The 22,178-nt window shown below is 60.1% G+C and carries 18 protein-coding genes; 8 read left to right on the top strand and 10 right to left on the bottom strand.

Annotated features, from left to right (window positions below):
- Window positions 1–121: 121 nt before the first annotated feature.
- The 3 genes from NLY44_RS15840 to NLY44_RS15830 all read right to left on the bottom strand — a co-directional run bounded on the left by NLY44_RS15840 (window position 122) and on the right by NLY44_RS15830 (window position 4,504).
- Window positions 122–1,228 carry a glycosyltransferase gene (locus NLY44_RS15840; RefSeq protein WP_023691695.1) on the bottom strand — a complete coding sequence of 369 codons (1,107 nt, stop codon included), beginning with the start codon at window positions 1,226–1,228 and terminating at the stop codon, window positions 122–124.
- A 1-nt stretch (window position 1,229) separates the two neighbouring features.
- Window positions 1,230–2,831 carry a GumC family protein gene (locus NLY44_RS15835; protein ID WP_286457630.1) on the bottom strand — a complete coding sequence of 534 codons (1,602 nt, stop codon included), beginning with the start codon at window positions 2,829–2,831 and terminating at the stop codon, window positions 1,230–1,232.
- A gap of 215 nt (window positions 2,832–3,046) precedes the next feature.
- Window positions 3,047–4,504 carry a VpsF family polysaccharide biosynthesis protein gene (locus NLY44_RS15830; protein ID WP_286457628.1) on the bottom strand — a complete coding sequence of 486 codons (1,458 nt, stop codon included), beginning with the start codon at window positions 4,502–4,504 and terminating at the stop codon, window positions 3,047–3,049.
- Between the two features lie 183 nt (window positions 4,505–4,687).
- Between NLY44_RS15830 and NLY44_RS15825 the strand changes: the two genes are divergently transcribed.
- Complete coding sequence (locus tag NLY44_RS15825; protein WP_196813817.1) at window positions 4,688–5,791, top strand: acyltransferase family protein; 1,104 nt, start codon at window positions 4,688–4,690, stop codon at window positions 5,789–5,791.
- A gap of 42 nt (window positions 5,792–5,833) precedes the next feature.
- Here the strand turns inward: NLY44_RS15825 and NLY44_RS15820 are convergent, their stop codons facing one another.
- A complete protein-coding gene (locus tag NLY44_RS15820) occupies window positions 5,834–6,493 on the bottom strand; it encodes a glucosamine inositolphosphorylceramide transferase family protein (RefSeq protein ID WP_502882058.1) in 660 nt (219 codons plus the stop codon).
- Entirely contained in the window at window positions 6,451–6,873 is a 423-nt protein-coding gene (locus NLY44_RS15815; RefSeq protein WP_286457624.1) for a hypothetical protein, read from the bottom strand. The genes NLY44_RS15820 and NLY44_RS15815 overlap by 43 nt, the downstream gene beginning before the upstream one ends.
- A gap of 609 nt (window positions 6,874–7,482) precedes the next feature.
- Here NLY44_RS15815 and wecB point away from each other — a divergent pair.
- Genes wecB through NLY44_RS15800 form a run of 3 tightly spaced genes read left to right on the top strand, consistent with a single transcriptional unit; the run spans window position 7,483 to window position 10,767 of the window.
- The gene (wecB, locus tag NLY44_RS15810; protein WP_023804769.1) at window positions 7,483–8,637 is read left to right on the top strand and encodes a non-hydrolyzing UDP-N-acetylglucosamine 2-epimerase; all 1,155 of its coding nucleotides are present in this window, start codon (window positions 7,483–7,485) and stop codon (window positions 8,635–8,637) included.
- Window positions 8,630–9,967, top strand: a complete 1,338-nt coding sequence (gene wecC, locus NLY44_RS15805) for a UDP-N-acetyl-D-mannosamine dehydrogenase (RefSeq protein ID WP_023686301.1) — start codon at window positions 8,630–8,632, stop codon at window positions 9,965–9,967. Before wecB ends, wecC begins: the two co-directional genes overlap by 8 nt.
- On the top strand, window positions 9,964–10,767 hold the full coding sequence (locus tag NLY44_RS15800) for a WecB/TagA/CpsF family glycosyltransferase (protein ID WP_031195422.1): 804 nt from the start codon (window positions 9,964–9,966) through the stop codon (window positions 10,765–10,767). The genes wecC and NLY44_RS15800 overlap by 4 nt, the downstream gene beginning before the upstream one ends.
- Window positions 10,768–10,807: 40 nt before the next feature.
- Here NLY44_RS15800 and NLY44_RS15795 read toward each other — a convergent pair whose 3' ends face one another.
- A complete protein-coding gene (locus tag NLY44_RS15795; protein WP_023804770.1) occupies window positions 10,808–12,247 on the bottom strand; it encodes a lipopolysaccharide biosynthesis protein in 1,440 nt (479 codons plus the stop codon).
- Between the two features lie 168 nt (window positions 12,248–12,415).
- Between NLY44_RS15795 and NLY44_RS15790 the strand changes: the two genes are divergently transcribed.
- Entirely contained in the window at window positions 12,416–13,534 is a 1,119-nt protein-coding gene (locus tag NLY44_RS15790) for a glycosyltransferase family 4 protein (protein WP_023671802.1), read from the top strand.
- Window positions 13,535–13,552: 18 nt separating this feature from the next.
- Here the strand turns inward: NLY44_RS15790 and asnB are convergent, their stop codons facing one another.
- The 3 genes from asnB to NLY44_RS15775 all read right to left on the bottom strand — a co-directional run bounded on the left by asnB (window position 13,553) and on the right by NLY44_RS15775 (window position 16,905).
- Entirely contained in the window at window positions 13,553–15,442 is a 1,890-nt protein-coding gene (gene asnB, locus NLY44_RS15785; RefSeq protein WP_023728343.1) for an asparagine synthase (glutamine-hydrolyzing), read from the bottom strand.
- Between the two features lie 222 nt (window positions 15,443–15,664).
- On the bottom strand, window positions 15,665–16,423 hold the full coding sequence (locus tag NLY44_RS15780) for a glycoside hydrolase family 5 protein (RefSeq protein ID WP_286457622.1): 759 nt from the start codon (window positions 16,421–16,423) through the stop codon (window positions 15,665–15,667).
- A 14-nt stretch (window positions 16,424–16,437) separates the two neighbouring features.
- A complete protein-coding gene (locus NLY44_RS15775) occupies window positions 16,438–16,905 on the bottom strand; it encodes a glycoside hydrolase family 5 protein (protein ID WP_286457620.1) in 468 nt (155 codons plus the stop codon).
- A gap of 16 nt (window positions 16,906–16,921) precedes the next feature.
- Between NLY44_RS15775 and NLY44_RS15770 the strand changes: the two genes are divergently transcribed.
- The 3 genes from NLY44_RS15770 (at window position 16,922) to NLY44_RS15760 (ending at window position 21,275) form a co-directional block, all read left to right on the top strand.
- Entirely contained in the window at window positions 16,922–18,928 is a 2,007-nt protein-coding gene (locus tag NLY44_RS15770; RefSeq protein ID WP_023804771.1) for a heparinase II/III family protein, read from the top strand.
- Between the two features lie 203 nt (window positions 18,929–19,131).
- A complete protein-coding gene (locus NLY44_RS15765; protein ID WP_023804772.1) occupies window positions 19,132–20,124 on the top strand; it encodes a sterol desaturase family protein in 993 nt (330 codons plus the stop codon).
- Window positions 20,121–21,275: a GNAT family N-acetyltransferase gene (locus NLY44_RS15760; RefSeq protein WP_023804773.1), complete on the top strand. Its 1,155-nt coding sequence runs from the start codon at window positions 20,121–20,123 to the stop codon at window positions 21,273–21,275. The genes NLY44_RS15765 and NLY44_RS15760 overlap by 4 nt, the downstream gene beginning before the upstream one ends.
- Window positions 21,276–21,815: 540 nt before the next feature.
- On the opposite strand, the gene NLY44_RS15755 is transcribed toward NLY44_RS15760, so the two are convergent.
- Window positions 21,816–22,178, bottom strand: a complete 363-nt coding sequence (locus tag NLY44_RS15755; protein WP_023671808.1) for a EutQ-related cupin domain-containing protein — start codon at window positions 22,176–22,178, stop codon at window positions 21,816–21,818.

Here is a 22,178-nt window from a genome sequence, read left to right as displayed (position 1 = left end):
ACTCCGGGTAAATTGATGTTAAAGATCATGATTGGATTGGGAGTAACCGGCCTATGTTGGCGGCGTCCTGTCCCATCAATGGCGGATTCCTGTGCCGCCGCAAGCCGATCCATGCGCTAATTCAGAGCAACGCCTCGTACCGGTCTCCGATCTTTTCAATTTCGAAATCCGCCGCCCTGCTTTTCAGGATCGCGGCGGTTGTCGGCTGGTCGAGCATTCCGGCCATCGCCACTGCCAGGGCCGCGGCATCGCCGACCGGCACCAGGGCGCCGAAGCGGCCGTCATCAAGTATTTCGCGCGGGCCGTGCGGCGCGTCCGTGGAGACCACCGGAATCCCCGCTGCCATGGCCTCGACCAGAACATTGCCGAAGCCCTCGCTGGTCGATGATAGGACGAACAAGTCAGCTACGGCGTAGCAGGCCGCCGGATCATTGACATAGCCCGCAAACAGAACGTCTGCGCCGATACCGGATTCTTCGGCATAGGCGCGCAACTCGTCGGCCAGCGGACCCTCGCCGAAGATGACAAGCCGGGCCCGGCGCCCGGCGCGCAGCACAGCGAAGGCCCGCAGCAACGTCCAATGATCCTTAACGGGCACCAGGCGTCCGGCGGTGATGATGATGGGGCCGTCGCCCATCGCCGCGAGCTCTGCCTGCCAGGCGTAGGCGCGTTGCTGGGATGCCGCAGCCGGCGGCAGCGGGTTGTTGATGACCACGACCTTGGATTTCGGGAAGCCTCGGGCCACAAGATCGCCGCCGACACCCTCAGAAACCGCGATGGCCCTGGTGGCGCGGGCCGCAACCAGGGCCGAAAGCCAGACCGCCATTTTCGCGCCAAGGCTGCCGGAAGGCAGTGAGGCGGCGGCGTGGAAACTCGGGAAGAACCGCGCCCTGCTTCGCGCGAGGGAAAGCGCCAGCGCCACGACCAGATTGGCGAATTCCGGGGCGCTGTAGATCGCGTCGGGAGAAAGGCGGCCAAGCAGGCCCGCGCTTCGCACGATGCCTTTCAATGTCGCCCACTTGCCATAACCCTCGCCGCGAATGGGGAGGCCGAAATCGACCAGATGCACGGCAGGCGAAAGCAGGGCGGCATTGGGCCCCTGCGCGTTCCAGGTAAAAAGCGTGACGTTGTGGCCGCGCGATGCCAGCTCGTTCGCTATCAGGACGAACACACGCTCGGCGCCGCCGCCCCTGAGGCTGGCAATGTGAAAGACAATCCGCTTCGCCATTTCAGGCGCGGCTGGCAATGACATCCGGGCGGTTCGGCGGAAGCCGCATGTCGCGCACGATACCCAGGGTAATGGCGAGCAACATGCCGAGGATCATGCCGCCAATGGCCCCCAGGCCGATCATCACGACGGTGCGCGGGGGCCATGAACGGCCCTTTGGCGGCACTGCGGTGGAAATCACCTGCACATTGGTGCTGTCGATCTGTTCGCGCTCGGTTATCTGGCGTGCCCGCGACAGGAAGCTCTCATAGATAGCCGTCTTCGACGCGGCGTCACGTTCAAGCTCACGCAAGGCGACCTCGGAATCGCTATCCGAGAACACGTTGCCCTTCAAGTCATTCATCTTGGCATTGAGGGAGGCCGACGAGGTTTTGGCGGCATCGAGATTGACCTTCGCCAGGCGCAGGGTGCGCGCGTATTCGGCGCTGAGTTGCGCGCTGACCGTGTTGTACTCCGTCTTCAGCCTGACGATCGACGGATGACGGGGGCCAAAGGTCATCGACTGCGAATCGATCTGCTGGCGCAGGCCGTTGGCCGTTGCGCGCAGCGCCACAAGCGCCTCCGACGTGGCGGGACCGGAATTGGTGCCGTTTGCGCCGGCGGCAAGCAGGGCGTCGTAACTTGCCTGCGCGGCGATGACGCGCGATTGCGTCTCCACGATCTGGCCGTTGAGCTGGGTCATGGTTTGCGAGGAAACAAGCTGCCCATTGCTGGTGGCCAGATTGTGGCTGCGCCTATAGGCTTCGACCTTCTCTTCGGCCGCCTGCACATCGCTCTTGAGCTGGCCCAGCCGCCCGTCCAGCGCCGCCGCGGCACGGCTGGCGCCGGAAGCCTCGGCGCTGGCCAGCTCTTCCTGGAAAGTCTTGACGATATCCTGCGAAATCAGGATCGCCTTGGCGGGGGTTTCCGCCGATACCATCAAGGTCGTGACAAACGACTTTTCATCCGCGATGCTGCCAACCCGTTCCGCCAGGTTCTTCAGGGCGGTAAGCTTTGGATCGGGTTTGGCGCCGTCCGTCCCTGTGCGGCTACGGTCCGCGTCGAAGAACTCCGGGTCACTGGCCAGGTCAAGATCGTCTACAACACGTGAAAGCACGCTGCCCGAGGTCAAGATGCGCTCTTTGCTGCGCGCGCTGAGCAGCTGTCCATCGACCTGGGCCGATTGCGGGTAAAGATCGTTCGGAACAACCTGAAGATTGGCGGGATTGATGAGGATGTCCGTGGTCACGGTGTAGCGCTGCTTGCTCAGCAGAGCGTAGGCACCGCCGATGATCCCGCCGGCTATTGCCAGCAGGCATACCAGAGCGAGGCCGGCGCGCAGCCAGACAAACAGACGCCCGAAATCGAGTTCGAGAAAGGTTCCGATCTTGTTGAGCGTCACCGTCGTGACGGGCTCGGCTACAGGCGGCGCCACGGGTGCAGGCGACACAGGGGCCGACGTTACAGGGGCCGACGTTACAGCGGGTGCCGCCGCATGTGCCATGATCGGCGCGGTTTGTTGCGGCTTTGGCCTGCTGGCGCGCCGCGCATTTTCGATCCGTTCATAGGGGTTAATGCCGGCGGCGGCCGCGGCTGGAGGAGGACCGGAAGCGGCGGACATCATGCTAACCCTTTAATATTCAATACGCACAGCCTGCTTTACGGAAACATCGTTAACATTTCATTTTCCAGGCGTGTCAGGCGCGTTCCGGAACAGCGATCTATCCACCCTTGGTCGGTATTCTGCCACGCCCGTCGTAGCCTGGCAAAGCGTGCAGGCGTTTCAAATGGAAATACAAGAGGTCGTCGCGAGGGCACCCGCAAGGAGCGGGCTTGGCGTCATGTCGCTGTTGATGCTGGTTGGCCTTGAAGGGGCGTGCCGGTTTGGCGCCCATCCGGCTTTCGATAAGCGAGCAACAAGATGACGAGCAGCATGATATCCGGCGCCTTCGAAGAAAGGGCATTGTTTGACAATGCCGCGAGGATGGACGCGGCCGCTGCGATATGGGCGGCCCGAGGCGTATTGCGCAGGAGCTTGAAAAGGAACCGGAAGAAAGCAAACGCGAAGAGCAGGGCGATCGGCAGGCCGAACAAAAGCGTAAGAACGACCGGCGTGCTTTCGATGAAGGGGAGGTTGAGCTTTTCGTTGACGATCTTCAACAACTCGTTGGGATTCATGCCAAGCAGGATGTCCCTCCATTCAACGAACTTGAATACATCGTAGATCTTGACGCGCGCGTCGTAATTTTGATCAAAGAGCGTGTTGCTGAAGCGGTTCAGCAGCCCCGCCGAAAAGAGTATCGCAATCAGTATGGCGCCACCGGCCAGCGTCAGCATCAGCACCAGGAGTTTGGCCTGGCGTTGATGTCTGGGTGACAAGTCCGGCCAAGGCAGGAACACGAGCAGGAACAGGATCTCGCCGCAAGCGAGCAGCAGGGCGGTGCGCGCGCCCGAAGCGGCCGTGCCGATGAAGAGAATGAAGATGCAAAGCGCGCACACCCAGATACGCCACCGCGTCAATGCAACGAAACCTATGGCGGTGGTGCAAAGCGCGCCCAGCGCCAGCGGATGGGCCGACAGTCCGATCGGCCGAAAGTCCAGCTCAACGAGGGGATAGGGCAGGAATCGATGCTGGGTGACGGCCTCGATCGTTCCGATGATGGCGCTGAGGACGATCATGCCGACGATGACATTGCCAAGCGCCCTGCGCACATGGTCACCCAAGGCAAGCATGATCATCGCCGCGGCACAAGAGACCAGATAGGAATCGATTATGAAGCCGGCCGAGCCGGCACGGCCTATCACGAAGAGATAAGGCACCAGCCACAACAGCAGCAGCGAATATAACAATGTCGCCTTGAACAGCCTGACTTCATCGCCTTCGAGCCGAATTGGCCGGGTCGTGGCGATGACGACAAGCAGCAGAAAGATGGCATAGGTCCCGATATGCAGCTTTTCGGGAAACGACCCCCCTCCGTCGAATAGGACATCACCATATTCATCAACTGCGGAGAGATGGTCGAGCGGAGCAGGAAAGCGAAGGCCGCGAGGAGAAAGAACAGGAGTGTGAGGGCGTCTTGGCGGCTGGCCTGCGCGGTCACGAACTGTTGCTCTGTGGGGGTGACACTCACGATTATCCGACCAGCGTTGCGGCTTGCGATTGAGATGGCAGGGGACGAACGCGCCCCCGGGTACATTTTCCTGCACGAACGTAAAGGAATATGGATAACCCGATCTTAACAGTGGCGATGCCGGGCATGGGCCGCCACATGTCAGCTTTGCCGAAAAGCCGGACACCGCTCATTGAAATCTCACCAAAGTGCGCCGCGTGGGAACGAATGCACGCAATGCACTTGCGCGACATGCATCGGCAGCCGGATTTACGCTATTTCGTGAACTCGGTAACCCACACTTAATTGGCCGGTCGTATTGATGGCGATGCTTTGCACGGCGCCCGACGCGCTGCCTGTGGACGGCACAATGGCATCAGGCGCCGGCAAAGCGCAGGAGATCAAGGTGAAGAAATTCTATTCGATTCAGTATCTTCGCGCCTGCGCCGCCTTGCTGGTTCTGTTCGCACACGCCTTTTCCTATCAGATTGGCGTGGACAATCTGATTATTGTGACGGCGGGCCGCCTGGGCGTCGTTCTGTTCTTTGTCATCAGCGGTTTCATAATGGTCCATATTACGGGAGATGGTCCGTTTTCCGCTGCCACCTTCCTGAAACGCCGAGCAATCCGGATCATCCCCCTTTACTGGCTTTTCACCAGCCTCGCCGCGGTTCTGGCGGCGCTCGCGCCAAGTCTCTTCCAGAAGACCGTCTTTACATGGCCCCACTATCTTCAGTCGCTCCTCTTCATTGTTCACGAAGCGCCTGGACGGGATAGCGCCAGTCCAATCCTCTCACTCGGCTGGACGCTCAATTACGAGGTATTTTTCTATATCGCTTTTGCGGTGTTCGCATTCCTGTCCGTGACCTCGCGCGTATTTGTGCTGACGGTCTTTTTCATTGCGATGTGGATATCCGGGCTGTGGCTGGCTCCCACCAACCCTGTTATCCAGTTCTATCTCAACCCTTCTCCGGTGGCATTCGTAATCGGCATGTGGATAGGGCGGCGCTATTTGGACGGTGATTTCACTTCCGACATACGCCATGCCTGGATATTCGGCGTAATGACCGCTGCAGGCGTGGTGCTTTCATTCGTCGATGACGGTACGCCGCTCTTGGGTCAGATCAGCTTCGCGGGACAAGCAATGTGGGCGGCGGGCCTGCTTCATCTCAGCCTCATTCTGGAGCCGAAACTCAAGCACTGGAGCCTTCTCGAGCAGTTGGGCGACGCTTCCTACGCGCTTTATCTGTCGCATATCTTCGTGATCGGCGCTGTGGCGTACCTGGCCAGACGCACCGTCGGATACGAGCATCCGACAACGGTATGGTTGGTGTCGGTGGTCAGCATCGTGGCAGCCTGCCTCGTCAGTCTGGTGATTTACGAGATGATCGAGAAGCCGATTCTTCAGACCCTGAACGGCAGAAGGAAGACGAGAAACACACCGCTTCCTCATATTGCCACGGAGAACAAATAAGCAGGTCACGCAACGGGACGCTCACGGCTTTCAGCGCTTCAGTCAGCCCGCGCTGTCCACGACCTCGACATTGCCGGCGCGGTTAAGCGTATGAATGCCCGTGCGTGCCCATGCTGGACCCGCGCCGATCGGCCGGGGCGAGGCGAAGCGGACGTCTGACGCGTCGAGTCGCTCAAGCTGCATCAGCCCCAGACCACCGCCATAGGCCCTCGATCCGTTCTGCACCGGCAGCACCAGGGCATCGTCCTGGCGGATAAAGGCGCCGCCCGGCCGGGTGGCCGAATGATCGACGGCAATGGGATTGAGCGGATGGGCGACCCATGGCCCGCGCAGCGAGGGCGCGCAATAGACCGCCATCGTGTCCGACGCGCTGCCGTAGCCGAACCGCTCCGTTCCAACCAGCCAGAAGCGACCGTCGGATTCGAGCAGCGTCGCGTCGTTGAAATCCCTGTCCGTCATCAGCACCGTGTCGCGGACCCAGCGGTCGGGAAACTGCGCGGCGCGATAGAGCACAAGTTCGCGAGCCGAACCACTTTCGGGGATCATGAAAATCTCGCCATCGTGTGCGAACACCTGCGGATACGACAGGTGGTGCGCTTCCTCCAATACAACCCTTGGAACACCGAAAGTGCCATCGTCACCGAGCTCGGCGACGGAAATCACGCCGCGACTCGTCGCGTAGGGGAATTCCTCGACAAACAGATGATGGCGGCGGTCGGTCTCGAAGACGAACGGGTCGGCATAGAAGCGTTGGCCATCGTCCGGCAGGACTGTGAACGGTTGCCGTCGAGTTGCCCGGTTTCGGCGATGCCTGGTCCGTCGATCACCCGATAGGCAACCTGCCAATAGAAGGGGCGTCGTCCCCGCCTGATTTTTTGCACGGCGCGATCGATCAAAGCCCTGCCGAAAAGGGGCACATAGTGTCGAACAAAACTGTCGTTCTTCAGGATCGGCACCGGGTTGTCGCTTACCGGCACAAGCTTGCCCGCAAAGAAGCGGGCGACGGTTTGCATGATCAGCGACATGGCGCCGGCGAGCAGGTCGTTGCAGCTTCGAGATAGCCAGAGCCTGTCTGCCAGCATCGGTCTAGCCTGGGCCACGACAACGCCATCGAGGCGAGCGCCAAGTTCAGGCAATTGTCCGCTCGCCAACATTGCGGCAACGCCGGCTGGAAAGCTGTTGCGGCCGCAAAATTCGAGCCTCAGGACTGGCGCGCCTTGCCCCGTTGCGCTGGCAGTGAGATCTATGACGAGGTCCGGAGGGCCGCGATCGATGGGCGGCAGCGGCTCGGACCGGCCCGCCAGCGAGGGACCGAAACGCCGGCTCTCGATCGCCAAGACAGTGTCCAGCCCCCGAGCGGTTGGCGCCGCCGCCGGCGCGTTGCAACTCGAGACCACATAACCTGCCGCATCCAACCGCTTAAAAAGCTCATTTTCCCAGCGCCGGGATGCGACGGCGTGGCCGATGATTAAAATATTAGTCAACCCAAGTTATTCTCGTTAAAGCAAAAAATGGCTTTGCTTTGGTATCTTTCCCCACTGTTCCTGGCAAGGGTTGCCCAAGGGGGGCTGCGGACTCTAGCGTTAATCATACGTTAATTTTTTTGAATACGAAGGCGGTTCAGGGCGCTATTGTTAGGCTGTAAGCACATATCAGCCGGGCGCCCACGCTTTCGGTGACCAGGGTCAACCATGAACGCCGTTTCACATCCGAAATTGCCCTCAAGGCGAAAACTGCTGATCGTGTTCGGCACGAGGCCGGAGGCGCTCAAATGTTTTCCGGTGGCGCGCGCCGCGCTTGCCCATCCGGGCTTTACCACGGAAATATGTGTGACGGGCCAGCATCGCGAGATGGTCGATCAGGTCATTGAACTGACGGGCCTGCCGGTGCACTACGATCTCAACATCATGCAGCCAGGTCAGACGTTGTTCGACGTGACCTCGCGCGTGCTCCTCGGAATGGCGGGGGTGCTGGAGAAGGCGAAGCCGGACATCGTCGTCGTCCAGGGCGACACAACCACCGCGATGACCGCGGCTCTAGCTGCCTTCTACAAGCACATTCCGGTTGCCCATATCGAGGCGGGATTGCGCAGCCACAACATCAACTCTCCCTTTCCGGAGGAACTGAACCGCAAGATTGCCGGCAACATCGCCACCTGGCATTTTGCGCCGACCACCGAGGCGCGCGACAATCTCATCGCCGAAGGAAAGGCTGCGAACACCATCTTCGTAACCGGCAATACCGTGATCGACACGCTGCTGCATTTCTCCAGCGAGATCGATGCCGACAAGTTGATGAACGCCAAGCTCGCCGCTCGTTTCCCCTTCATCGATCCGACCAAGAAAATGATACTCGTCACCGGTCATCGCCGTGAGAATTTCGATGGCGGCATCCAGAGAATCTGCACCGCGCTGAAGGCATTGTCGGCGCGCAGGGATGTGCAGATCATCTACCCGGTCCATCCCAACCCGAATGTGCGCTCCGTGGTCGAGGCCGAAATCGGGACGGTGCCGAACATCCACCTGATCGACCCGCAGGACTATTTGCCGTTCCTGTACCTGCAGAAACAGAGCTACCTGGTGTTGACCGACAGCGGCGGCGTGCAGGAAGAGGCGCCTTCACTCGGCAAGCCGGTGCTGGTAATGCGGGAAAACACGGAGCGACCCGAAGGGATCGCCGCTGGTACTGCCCGGCTGGTCGGCACCGATATCGAAAAAATTCTGGCCAATGCCAATAGCCTGCTCGATGATGAGAGCGTCTATCGCGGCATGGCGGAGAGGCACAATCCATACGGCAATGGCCAAGCTGCGAGCCGGATCGTTGAGGAATTGCTGAATCATGGCTGAAATCAAAACCGTTTCCGTTATCGGCATGGGCTATATCGGCCTGCCGACCTGTGCCATTTTTGCCAGCCGCGGACTCGATGTCATCGGTGTCGATATCAACGAGGCGGTGGTCGCGAAGGTCAACCGCGGCGAAATCCACATCATCGAACCGGACCTGGATGGTTTGATCCAGAAAGTCGTCGCCAATGGCAAGCTCAAGGCATTCAGTACGCCTCAGCCGGCCGATGCCTATATTATCGCCGTTCCAACTCCGATCACCCCGGACCGCAAGCCGGATGTCAGCTACGTGCTTGCGGCAGCGCGAAGCATCGCTCCGGTGCTAAAACGGGACGACCTGGTGGTGCTGGAATCAACATCGCCGGTCGGTACGACGCGTGTCATGACAGCGCTGCTCGCTGAACTGCGACCCGATCTCAAATTTCCCGTCGCACATGGCGAGGAAGCTGACGTCCTGGTCGCCTACTCTCCTGAGCGCGTGCTGCCGGGAAAGGTGCTGACCGAACTGATCAACAATGATCGCTCGATCGGCGGGCTGTCCCGAAAGTCTTCGGAGCGGACAGCGGCACTCTATTCAAGCTTCGTCGCCGGCGACCTGTTCATAACCCAGGCCGAAAGCGCGGAACTGGTTAAGCTGACCGAAAATGCGTTCCGCGATGTCAATATCGCCTTCGCCAATGAGCTTGCGGCGGTGTGCCAGGATCTGTCGCTCAACGTCTGGGAGGTAATCGATCTCGCCAACCGGCATCCTCGCGTGAACATCCTGCAGCCGAGCCCGGGCGTGGGCGGCCACTGCATTGCGATCGATCCGTATTTTATCATCGACGCCGCACCGAACAATACGCGGCTGATCAGTTCGGCACGGCGCATCAATTCCGAGCGACCCTTGTCGGTGGTCAGGGACATCGAGGCATTGCTCGACCCGACCCGCAAGCAGACGATCGCCTGTCTTGGCCTCAGCTTCAAACCCAATATCGACGATATGCGCGAGAGCCCGGCTGTCGAGGTTGTTAAGCTTCTGTCCAAGATTCCCAATATCAAGATCGTCGCTGCCGAGCCCAATGCGCGTCAGTTGCCACACGAGCTCGAGGGCAGCGGCGTCATGTTCACCGATGCACTTTCCGCTATTGACCAATCCGATATCGTCGTCCTGCTGGTCGACCATCGACAATTCAATCTGATCGATCCCGAAGCGCTCAAGGACAAGAAGCTCGTCGACACACGGGGCCTGTGGACCTGGCGCAAGGCGCGCAAGCCCGACGCCCGCATCGAAGGCAAGAAATCCGAAATGGAACGCTCGCAGTCTCTCGCTCGCACCGGAGAAGCGGCATGAACTCGCATGACCCGGCATGGGCGCAACACTCTCTATTGGCATCACGCCGCCGCGAGTTTCTCGGTGCGACCATCCATGCGCTGACCATGGCCGAGACGCTGGCCATCGCAGACGAGGCGATGGCGACGCGGCGGCCGCTTCATCATGTTGTCGTGAACGTCGCCAAGCTTGTGAACATGCGCAAGAATGCCGAACTGCGCGAGGATGTCGTCGGGGCGGATATGGTCAATGTCGACGGCAAAGGCGTGCTTTGGGGCGCGCGGCTCTGCGGCGTCGAGTTGCCGGAGCGTGTGACCGGCGTCGACGTCATGATCAACCTGCTTGCGCTGTGCGCCAGGCGTGGCTATCGCCCCTACCTTCTGGGCGCTGAACAGCACATTCTCGACGCAGTTGAAAGCCGACTTGCCAGAGATCATCCGAGCCTGGCCATTGCCGGCAGGCGCAATGGGTATTTCAAGGCGGACGAAGAGGCCGCGATCGTCGAGGCCATCAACGCTTCAGGTGCCGACTGCCTGTTTGTGGCGATGCCGACGCCGAGCAAGGAGCGCTTTCTCAAGCGCTATCGCGACGTACTCGCTCCGAGTTTCGTCATGGGCGTGGGCGGCAGCTTCGACGTCTATGGTGGAAAGGTCGCCCGGGCACCGAAACTGGTTCAGGCGGCCGGCCTGGAGTGGCTGTTCCGTGTGGCACAGGAGCCGCGACGCTTGTGGCGCCGCTACTACGATACCAACACCGCCTATGCACTGCTGCTGTGGCGTGAGTTCTGGTCTCGCCGGGGACGCCGAAACGTCAATCCGTAGGCTCGCGACTTTCAGACAAGCATGCCTCATTGCGCGGGATTTATGCGATCCGGAGCCGTGCCCTTAGCTTGCCGATGAACTGCGTCACGGCCGCGGGGTGAAACAACCAGGTCAGTCCCAGGAAAGCCGCAGCGCCGGCGACACCGCCCGCCGCGAGCGGAAAGATCGCCGGCATATTGCCCAGCGCAGTGCTGGCAAGGCTGGCGGCCAGTCCGGTGCAGATAGAAATGATGGCCGAGACAGCGATGTCGCGCCAGGGAACCGGCACCGGCGTGAGCCTCTCGGCGATGACGATGCAGGCTGCAAGACCTGCCAGCGATCCGCCCGCCAACGCCAACGCCGCGCCAACCTCCGCCATGGTGGGAATCAACAGAAAAGACAGTGAAATCGTTGCCACCGAGCCGAAGGAATTGGCGATGATCAGCAACCACGGCCGCTTATGTGCGTGCACCACGACGCCATAAACGAAGCTTGTGAGATTGGCACAAAGAACGCTGAAGGCGATGATCGGAAACAGCAGACCGAAGCGACCATGATATTCCGCGGGCAGCAGGAGTCGCGTGATGTCGCCGCTGAGCGCGATAAGCGTTGCTGCGACCGGCAGGCAAAGGCGTATCATCAAGGCCATGAGTTGCGACAACAACCGCCCGGACGCCTCGGATCCCTCTTCGTCGAAGCGGCTGACCACTTCTGGAAATGCGCCCATGTTGATTGCGTTGGCGACCATATCGATCGGCTGCCGAGCCAATGCGTAGGCGGCTGCGAAGACAGCCACCGCGCCGGCATCGTAGTAGAGCTTGAGGAAGACGCGTTCAGCGCTGTTGAGACCGAAACCGACCAGCGCCATGATGACGAGGGGCACGCCGAGGGCAAAAAACTCCTTGTGGGTGAAGCGCGGCGGGCCGCCAATAACGCGCCCGGATGCCACCACGCACGCCACGATGCCGGCAATCAGCACGGCGAGGCTCGAGCCGAGCGATACCGTCAGAAACGAGCGTTGGAAGATAAGGATGGCGGCGATCGGCAAGGCGAGTTGCAGCAGGCCGCGCAGATATTCAAGCATCGAATAGAGGGAATGACGCTGCTGCATTTGCAGCACCGTCAACGCGAACCGGCTGATGGAGCCGGCAATCAGATAGCTGCAGACGGCGATTGCAAATTCGATCCAGCGCTCCGGCACGATCACCGCCGAGGCGATCACGGATATGATCAGGGCCAGCACCGTGGTGACAAGCAATACCTGTCCGGCAAGCATCAGGCTGCCACGGCTGACGTCGCCTTTTCCGCCAAGCCGCAGCAAGGCTATGCGCAGCCAGTTGGTAACGGCAACATCCGTCATTTCGCCCACGGTGACCACCAGGGTCAGCAGGCCATACTCGGTCTGGTCGATCAGCCGCGTCATGACGACCAGCAGGAGCAGAGCGGAAACCCGCGTCAGCAGAATAGCTGGGCCATAGATGAGTGTGGAACGGAGCAGCAAAGGGTTGTTCCCGGAAAATTTGCCGTCGATTAATCGTTGACCGACGGGAATTCCAGCATGATGACGGCAAAGGGTGAACGGATACAGTTTGAACCAAAAGATTTGTCGTAAACCTTTTTTGGAACGTTTGCTTTAGGGTCACCCGGCATCCGCAATCCAAATGGTGTCATGTTGCAGCGTCTCGCCCACAATAGAAAAATACATGTCTTGGTCGCAACGCCCTCGGGCGTTTCGGGACAAGGCGGCATCGACCGGATCATGGGGGCGCTGAAGCAGGAGTTCGAACGGCAAGAGATCGCCGACATCGATCTGCGCTTTCTTTCCAGCCGTGGCCCGGGACATGTCGGGCTTTCGATCTTCTACATGCTTGGTTTTTGCGCGCGGATGCTTGCGGCCCGCCTCGACAGACGCGCCGACGTCATTCACATCAATATATCGGTCTCCGGCAGCACCTATCGCAAGATGATGATCGCCGCCTGCGCCAGGCTGTTGTCGATACCATATGTCCTTCATCTGCATGGGGCGCAGTATCAGACATTCTGGAAAGATGATCATAGTTTCATGAGCCGCCGTATCAGGGCTCTGTTCGAGCATGCCGGCCGGGTGATTGTCCTGGGGGGGCTTTGGCGCGATTTCGTCGCCAGCCGGGCACCGGCGAACGGCGGCAATATTGTCATCGTTCCCAACGCCACGGCAGTTCCTTCCCTGGCGCATGTCGGCGGAGGCGATCACGTGCACATCCTGTTCCTCGGCCGCATCGGCGAGCGAAAGGGCGTGCCGCAGTTGGGCGAGGCGCTGGAGCGGATGAAACATCTCAGGGGTTGGCGTGCCACGATCGCCGGCGATGGTGAGGTCGAGCCGGCACGAGCGAGGTCGGTCGCTCTAGGGATTGCCGACCGTATTGCTTTTCCGGGCTGGGTGGGACCTGACGAGGTCGCATCACTGATCGCTTCGGCCGATATTCTGGTGCTCCCCTCGTTCGCCGAAAATCTGCCAATGTCGGTGATCGAAGGCATGGCGGCCGGCCTGGCTGTCGTGGCCACCCCGGTTGGCGCGGTCGAGGACATCATCACCCACGAACAATCCGGTCTGTTGGTGCCGCCCGGCGATGTGGCGGCGTTGACCGAGGCGTTAACTCGGCTGGTCGAGGATACGGCGCTGCGCGCGCGGCTTGGCGCCGCCGCCATGGCGGTGCACCGGGAAAGGCTTGAGCTTGCACCGTTTGTCGACGCGATCTGCGATGTCTGGAGATCGGTCGCGTCCGAGGCGCGATCGGTCAAGCGCTGACGCTGTCCTTCATTGTCGTCACTGCGGCGGGCCAAGCGCGAATTCGCGGTGGAATATCTCCAGGTTCAAAAGCGCCCATATCAGTTTTTCGTGGTCCGCGGCGCGCTCGGCGTGCTCCGTGACAATCTGGTCCAGCTTCTTGGCGCTCAAATAGCTACGGATGACCGAATGGGACGAACACAGATGGTCTCGTACATAATCGCTCATCGACCCGCGGAACCATTCGGCGACGGGCACCTTGAAGCCGATCTTTGGCCGGTTGAGGGCCTCGTCGGGAACCATGCCGGCCATGCAGTCGCGCAGGATCTGTTTGCTGCCCAGGAGACCGAGCCTGTAACGATCGGGCAGCTGGCTGACGAAGGAAACCAGATCGCGATCAAGGAATGGCATTCGCCCCTCGATTGAACCGGCCATCATCATCCGGTCGCCCCGTTCCAAGAGGTTGTCGGGCAACCACGATGTCTGATCAAAAAACAACACACGGCGCAGATGGGATTCCGTCACACTCGAAGAGAACGGGAAATCGTTGCGGTCATGGCCGCAAGTGGCCAACCCACCGAGGAGCGAATCGCGTTCCCGCGCCGTCATGGCTCCAAACCAGGAGATCATCCGGGTTGCAAAGTCCCGTTCACCCGCGCTTCGGGCAAATATGTCGAACTTGGCCGATGCGCCGGGCAATGCGCGCATCAAAGGGGCGAGGAGATTGTTGTGAAGCGACGCTGGAACAAGTGACCGGTAGACACCCGCCAGAGACTCTGCGCGATGTTTGGGGTAGCCGCCGAGAATCTCGTCCGCCCCTTCGCCCGTAAGCACCATCTTGACGTCCCGCGAGGCTCGAACCGACATCAGGTAAATTGGAATGTCCGTACTTTGTGAAACAGGTGCCCCCCGATGGCGGACCATCTTAGGCAGATGATTCATCAGGTCATCCGCCTGGATGACGATTTCGCAATGATCGGTCTTGAAATGATCGGCGACGCGCCGGGCGAATGGAAGCTCGCTGTAAGCCTGTTCGCTGAAACCGACCGAAAACGTACGAATCGGGTTGTCGCTGTGCCTGGTCATCAGGGCAACGATTGCCGACGAGTCGAGCCCCCCGGATAGAAAGGCGCCAAACCGCGCATCACTGCGCATCCTGATCTCGACAGAACGGTCGAGCAATTCCAGAAATCGTCGCTTGGCGGTTCCTGGATCGATATCCGCTGTCAGATCGGTCTGATCCGGGGGCGCATAGTAGCGCGTTTCCGTTACTTCCCCTTGCGACCACACAGCGTAGCTTCCCGGGTTGAGCTTGCGGATCTGTTTGAAAAGCGTCCGCGGTCCAGGCACGTAACGCCAGGTCAGATACTCGCGCACTCCATCCAGATCGAGCTGCTGGCCATCTGGCTGCGCAGACAACAACGCGCTGATCTCCGAGGCAAACGACAGCAAATTTCTGCCTTGCATGAGGTAAAGGGGTTTTTTTCCAAAGGGGTCGCGGGCGAGGATCAATTCGCGCCGTTGAGCGTCCCACAGCGCAAAAGCGAACATCCCGCTCAACCGGTCGAACATGGCCAGGCGCCACTGGTCATAAGCCCTGAGCAGCACTTCCGTGTCGGAGCGTGTGCGAAAACGGTGGCCGAGACCGATCAACTCCTCACGCAGCTCGATGTAGTTGTATATTTCGCCGTTGAAAATAATCCGGAGCCGTCCGTCCTCGGTCTGCATCGGCTGATTTGAATCGGCGTTTAAGTCAATAATCGCCAGGCGGCGATGCACCAATGCCAACTGGTCCTCGCCTGTGTTCAGGTCCAGGAGTTCGATGCCTTCGGCATCGGGACCACGATGCTGCAAGGCATTCGACATCCCGGCGGCCCGATCTTGTGGCTTCTCGACCCTGCGCCCAATCCAGCCGGCAATTCCGCACATTCTTTCCCTTGGCCCTCTTTCCCTTGTTTGCGTATGATCGAGGACACCAATCTACAGCGAATATATTAAATAGCTGCTCGGTGGAGTGATTTTAAAACTGAGCCTGATTTGGTTCGATCAGGCCCTCTCGGCTGCAACTGGAGACGACAGTCCTTGGGTTTCACGCGATTGATCGCCAGCAACCAGGCAGACCGCTCGAACCGATCCTGACCCGATGACGAGTTATGGCAGGCCCAGTGCCCGCAACATCTCCCGGTCCGGGATCGCAGGCCCCTTGGGTTGGATAACACTCATTCCGTAAGGATTGGAGAATTCCCAGGCCGACCACGGCATCGCGAAGCGTTCCGCCTCTCTGCGCACTGCCATGAGATAGCGCAGGCGATCAGCATCGAAAGCTCCCATGCGGCCATCCGCAGACATCAGGATAACGCCGAATTCGCCCACGAACAGGCGTCGGCTCGCTATGCCATGGGCTTCAGCCCAGTCGACCGCCTGACGGAAACCCGCTTCGAGCTGGCTCTGCCCCCAATTCTGCTCAAAGTATCGGGCGATCGTTTCACGCGCCGAGGCCATGTTCATCACCTCTTCGATCTGGCTCAAGCCGGCGGCGTCCATCTGCGCCTTGAGGGTTTCGGCGACCACTTCGGGCGTGCTGGCGTCGGCAGGCCAGGGAAGGCCGGAGGAGAAAGCGTTCTTGTCATCGGCCCGCTGGTGCGTGAAGCTGTGCGGATCATACATGTGGAAGCTGTAATAGACGTTGGGGTCGTCGAAGTTGGGGTCCAGGTTGACCAGTCCCGCGATGCTCCCGCCGCAGGCGCCGGTCGCGACGATGGTGAGTTCGCTGCTGACGGCGCGAATATCGCGAACCGTGCCTGCCATGATCCGCTGCCAGTCATCGCTGCCGCTTGAATCGCAAGGGTAGTAGGCGGGCTCGTTATAGGGCTCGAGGGCGACCTTGTCGGCGCCAATTTTGATCAGCATGGCAGCCACCGCCACTACCATTTGCGATAGCGGGCAACACCCTCGCTGTCGGCCCCGCCATAGATCATTTCCATGCTGTAGGCCGGAACCTGGCTGACGCCATGCAGATCGAAAACCACCTTGAGCCCGCTTGAAACCACCCGCTGCACCGCAGCGGCAAGCATGTCCAGCGCCTGTTGTCGTTTGGCGCCCTCGCTGGCAAGCAGAGGGCCAGGGTCGACACTCAGCCGGACAAAGTCGAAGCCCATGGATCGAATGCGATCAAACTGGTCGCCGTCCGGCCAATCGGTGAGCGGCCTGCCGCCCGCAAGCCATTCCTTCTCGCTGCGATAGGGCGGCCATTTGTAGGAACCATCTTTCTCCACCGGCGACCAGTTGAGCCATTCATGGACGCCGACGCCGCGCTCAAGCGGGATCGGCGCCGCCTCGGCTGACATAGCCATGCCAAGCGCGCACGCTATGACGTAGACAACTTTTCTCATCGCAAAACTCCGCGTCATGGCCGAAGATATTAACCGCGGGAACGGAAAAGAGGATGCCGCCACACGCTTTTTCGACGGGATGGTGTATGACGATCAAAATCTTGGCGGAGCGCGGATGAGGGTCGGGTGGTATTTCAACCGATTGCGCAGCATGGAGTTGGCCGAGATATTGCATCGGTTGGACGAGCAGCGCCGGAGGACCGTTTCGCGCCGCCGCGACGACGGCTGGCAGCGCTATGCGTCGCCGCAGTTGCACCCGGTGCTGCACGGATTGCGGAATGCTGTGCCGGCCGCTGCGACACCAGCCCAGCGGCAAGCTATCGAGGCGGCTGCGCAAAACACTCTTCGAGGCCAGTTTTCAGCACTTGGGCAGACCTGGCCACAGCGAGACCCCTATACTCTCTTTCCACCCGAGCTCTGGCGCCTTGATCCGGTGACCGGCCGGCTTTGGCCAGGCCCCAAGACCCATACTTTCGATATCGATTTTCGCCATGCCACCGGCCGTGGCGATGTAAAATATGTCTGGGAAATCAACCGGCTGCAGCAACTGCCGCCACTGGCTGCCCATCTGCTTCTCACCGGCGACGATCAATCCCGTGCGGCCATCGAGGCGGCGATCGAGAGCTGGCATTTCGCCAACCCACCATTTCGGGGCGTTGGCTGGGCCTCGGGCATCGAGGTCGCGCTACGAGCCATCAGCCTGATTGTCACGCTCGACCTCGTCGGCGACCGGCTTGGCGCGGCGACGCGAGAAAAAATCGGTGAAATACTGGCGGCAAGCGCCTATTGGCTGCCGCGGTTTCCCTCCCGTTTTTCGTCCGCCAACAACCATCTCGTCGCGGAACTGGCTGGCGAATATTTGATCGGTCTGGCTTTCGGGGCCGAGGTGGCTCGCGAGTCGCTCCTGGCTGAGGTGCTCAAACAGATCCTGGCCGATGGCGCCGGGGCCGAGCAGACCCCGACCTACGCCGCCTTCAGTGCCGAACTTTTCCTGCTGTGCGCTGCGGCGGCGCGCCAGGCCGGACTGCCTTTTCCCCAGCCCGTCGAAGCGCGTTTGGCCGCTTTCGCCAATTTCGCAGGCTGGCTCCCGCCGAAAACCAGCGGCTTCGGCGACAATGATGAAGGCCGCGTGATCACGCTGGGGGGCGAAACCGATTATGTCGGATCGGTCGCGGCCGCCATCCGTGGTTTTCTACGGATGCCGGGCAGCGCACCGGAGCCTGGCGATTTTCGTGCGCTTTTCTTCGGCGCGCCACCGCGGCCGGCGCCGGTGCCGAATGGATTGCATACGTTCACGCAAGGCGGGCTCTCCGTCTGGCGCGGCGAGATGAATGGTCGCAACGTCCATCTGACATACGACCACGGCCCGCTGGGCTACCTTTCGATAGCGGCGCACGGTCATGCCGACGCGCTGTCGCTCACCCTGTGCATTGACGGCGATCCGGTGCTGGTCGACCCCGGCACATGGCTCTATGGTTCGGGGGGAGGCTGGCGCGACTGGTTCCGCTCGACGCCGGCGCACAACACGCTGAACCTAGAGGGTAAAAGCCAAAGCATCATCTCCGGGGCGTTCAACTGGTCGCACAAGGCGGTTGCGACATTGGTGGAGAGCGAGCCGGGGCCGCACTGGAGGCTGTGTGCCCGACATGACGGGTACAAAGGCCGCTTCGGCGTTGTGCATCAACGCGCCGTGACACGCGATGGCGACGGCATCCTCGTGACCGACCAACTGCTCGGCGGCAGCCGCGTCGCTGAGATCGTCTTCCAACTCGCCGCCGACCTCCACGCCAACAGGGATGGAAACATTGTCACGATATTGCGCGGCGCTGAACCTTTGATGACTATCCACTTTCCAGACGCAGCGATCCACATCCGTTCCGGCGGCGACACACCGGGCCAGGGCGGCTGGGTTTCGCCGCGTTTTGGTGCAAGGCAGCCAGCCGAACGCCTCGCATGGCGTGGCCAAGTAGGCGAAAAGGGAGTAGTCATCCGGCTCGCGCCAAGTCCGCCGCAGACCCGATAACGGGCAGGTTGCAGGCGCAGCGTTCGACATTAATTACGTTCAGATATTTAGCGGTTTTGACACCGTTGATCTGCTAATTTGGCCATGATTGTTTTGCCAGTCGCATCCCGATACACAGTTGCGGGCAGCATATGATGGGCCTGGCAATATGTGCTTCGCGACGAGCCGGATCACCATTTCACCACCTAGGAGCCACTGCATCGATGTTTTCGGAATTCGCCAGAGTGATCGTGGAAAAACTCTCACACATCAATCTGCTGACACTCGGTCTCCTGTTGCTCACGGCGCTGGGGAGCGCGGTGGTCGCCTACTGGCGAACGGTCGAACAGAAATCCTTCCGGGACTTTTTCGACTTCGCCTTTCCCGCGGAAGTCATCATGCACCCATCGGCGCGAGCGGACGCATTGTTCTGGATCACGAAAAGGCTGGTGATGCCCTTCCTGCTCATTCCCGCCGGTGTCACCTTCGTTGCCGCCACGGGATATGCAACAAACCAGGCAGTCGGCTGGCTCTTCAGCATCTCGCAACCGCTGATACCCGGCCCCGCCGGCCCAGTGACGATCATCCTCTTCACCGCAACCATGCTCGCTGCTTACGATATCTCCTACTACCTATATCACGTTGCCCAGCACCGTTTTCCGTTCCTGTGGGAATTGCACAAGGTGCATCATTCGGCCGAAGTGATGGTTGGGATCACCAAGGACCGGGTTCACCCCCTGGACGATCTGATGAACCGGATCTGGGACGGCGTCATACCGGGGATCAGTTTCGGCTTGTGGAGCCTGATTGCGCTTAATCCGGTCGAGATCGCCATATTTGGCATCAACGTCTATGTCATTCGCAACATTCTCATGATGGACTTTGTTCGCCACACGCATCTGAAGATTTCCTTCGGCCGGTTGAACGGCGTCATCTTGTGTCCGCACTGGCACCAGGTGCATCACAGTGTCGACCCTCGCCACTACGACAAGAATTTCGGGCTGCTTTTTTCATTCTGGGATCGCATATTCGGAACGCAGTTCATCCCGGATCCGGACGAAGACCTCAAGTTTGGACTGATAGATCGCGACGTACGCGACTATCAGTCGCTTTTTGGACTTTACGTGCTGCCGCTCAAGAAAATGGCAAACCATATCGTGCGACTTTTTCAAAAGCGCATCGATGTCGCGCGGCCGCAGGACCGTCTCCAACCATGAACAAAATGGCTTCGATTGACGCTGTTGGTGCGGAGCGACTGGAAATCGTCAGTTCGACGGATCGCCTGGCCGCCATCGAAACCGAATGGGTAGACCTATGGCATCGTACCGATGCACTGATCTTTCAGAGCCATGCCTGGGTTTCGGCATGGTGGAGCACCGTGCGCGACCGCGACCGGCGCTCGCTGCGGATCGGTCTGGTATGGAGCGATGACAGGCTGGTCGCTGTCATTCCCCTGGCGATCGGCAGACGAAAAGGACTTCGGCTCCTCGAATGGGCCGCCAATAGCTATACGGACTATGGTGATATTCTTGTCGCGCCGGAATGCTCCCTATCGGCCCTCCAGAACCTCTGGAACCGGATCTGTTCGGCGGGTGGCTTCGATCTTGCTTTTATCAATCGTCTGTCTCCGGATGCGGCAGCCCGCAGGATTTTTACACCGGCCTCTTCCAGCGGCGTCAAGCTTCGCGCCAATCACCGGGAGGAAGTCAGTTATCGCGTCGCTGGACAGTGGGCCAGCGGAGCAGCGTGGCTGGCGGACCAGCCGAAAAAGATGCGCCAGAACTATCGGCGCGGCATCAAGATACTGGAAGAAACAGGCGAAGTGAAATTCCGCCTCCTGTCGGCCGACGAGCCGCTGCAGCCATTGCTGGAGCGACTGTCGGCGCTGAAGCGCAGATGGCTGGAAAAGCACACGCGTGAATCCGACCTTTTCGAAGAGGGCGAGCCGGTTCTTGCCGCCCTGGTGGACGCGCTGTCACGCGCCGGTGTGCTGCGCATTTTCGTACTTGAATGCAATGGTGCGATGGTCGCGGTTTCCATCAACATCGTCCAGCACAACGTCATGATGGCATTCGTTACCACCTACGACCCTGATTTTAGCCGAGCGTCGCCGGGTGCGGTCCTGATTACGGAGTATATACAGTGGTCGTTTGATCACGGCTTGGGATTGGTCGATTTCCTCTGTGGCGGAGAGGCCTTCAAACATAGGTTTGCAACACAGGCCGTTACCCTCCAATCCGTTCTTGGGGCACGCACTGTGCAGGGCGCGCTCGCTTCTCTCGCTGATCGTATCTGTCAGACGATCCGCGTACGCACACGCGGATTGGCGTCGGCGAATCCAGAGCGCCCGCCCGATGAGACTGCTTAATTTAGCTGGATAACTCGGGCATAAGCCGCCGAGCGTTGAGGGCTTGGCGTGCGACATGGGCGCGCCATTCGAAAATCCGCGTCTATTGCGCCTCGGAATCGGGACGAATGTGGTCCGCAGGTGGAGGCTTCAGCCAATTCTCGCAAATCACGTCTCTCGAGGCGCAGTTTGTCGTCTGCGAAGCGTCGCAACACGTTCGTTGGCGTCACAACGGTAGCAGGCTAGGTCCTGAAAATCATTGAAGATTTTTTCGGACAGGGCGCCTACCATAGGTCCGCGTTTTACTGTGATTCAACACCTTAGGTAGGCTGGTAGCGGGAGAGCGCTACCGCCTTTCCGCCCACTCGTCGAACTACCGGTTCCTGCTTAGGTGCTGCGGCTGAGCTGTGTCGCTGCAATCTCCCGCCAGACATGCGCGCCAGCATGACATATGATGAACGTGACAACCCAAGGAGTGTGAGCCGGAGTCGATGTCTGGACGCCCCGGGTTCGGAACTGCGCTGCGGATGGCCAACGCATGGAAAAGGAGTGCCTGTCAGTTCAGGGTTCTACCGTTCCCTGCCGCGCTGCCCAGTCGAACGGGTAAAGGCAATAGAAATAGCCGGTACGCTCGGTGGCGATGTATTTCAGGTGGGTGGCGTTTGGCAGCCAGACGATATCGCCGGGATTGCACTCATGGCGACCGTCGTCCAGTTCGATCGTCAAGGTGCCCTCGTGGATGAACAGCACCTCGTCGTAGGTCACGGTCCAGTCGATCGAGGCGTTCTCGAGATACTCGATGCCGCCGCCCATGGTCCGACTTATATCGGCATTGATGACGCGGGCAATCGAGGATGTGCCAGTCGGTGTGACCGACGGCTTCAGGGTCAATTCGCTGTGCTTGAAGATCTTGGCCTTGGACAC

The sequence above is a fragment of the Mesorhizobium sp. C089B genome (assembly GCF_030323125.1).
In the GTDB taxonomy this organism is placed as follows: Bacteria; Pseudomonadota; Alphaproteobacteria; order Rhizobiales; family Rhizobiaceae; genus Mesorhizobium.
The sequence above is the reverse complement of the archived record's forward strand: the minus strand, read 5'-3'. Positions and strand labels throughout refer to the sequence as shown.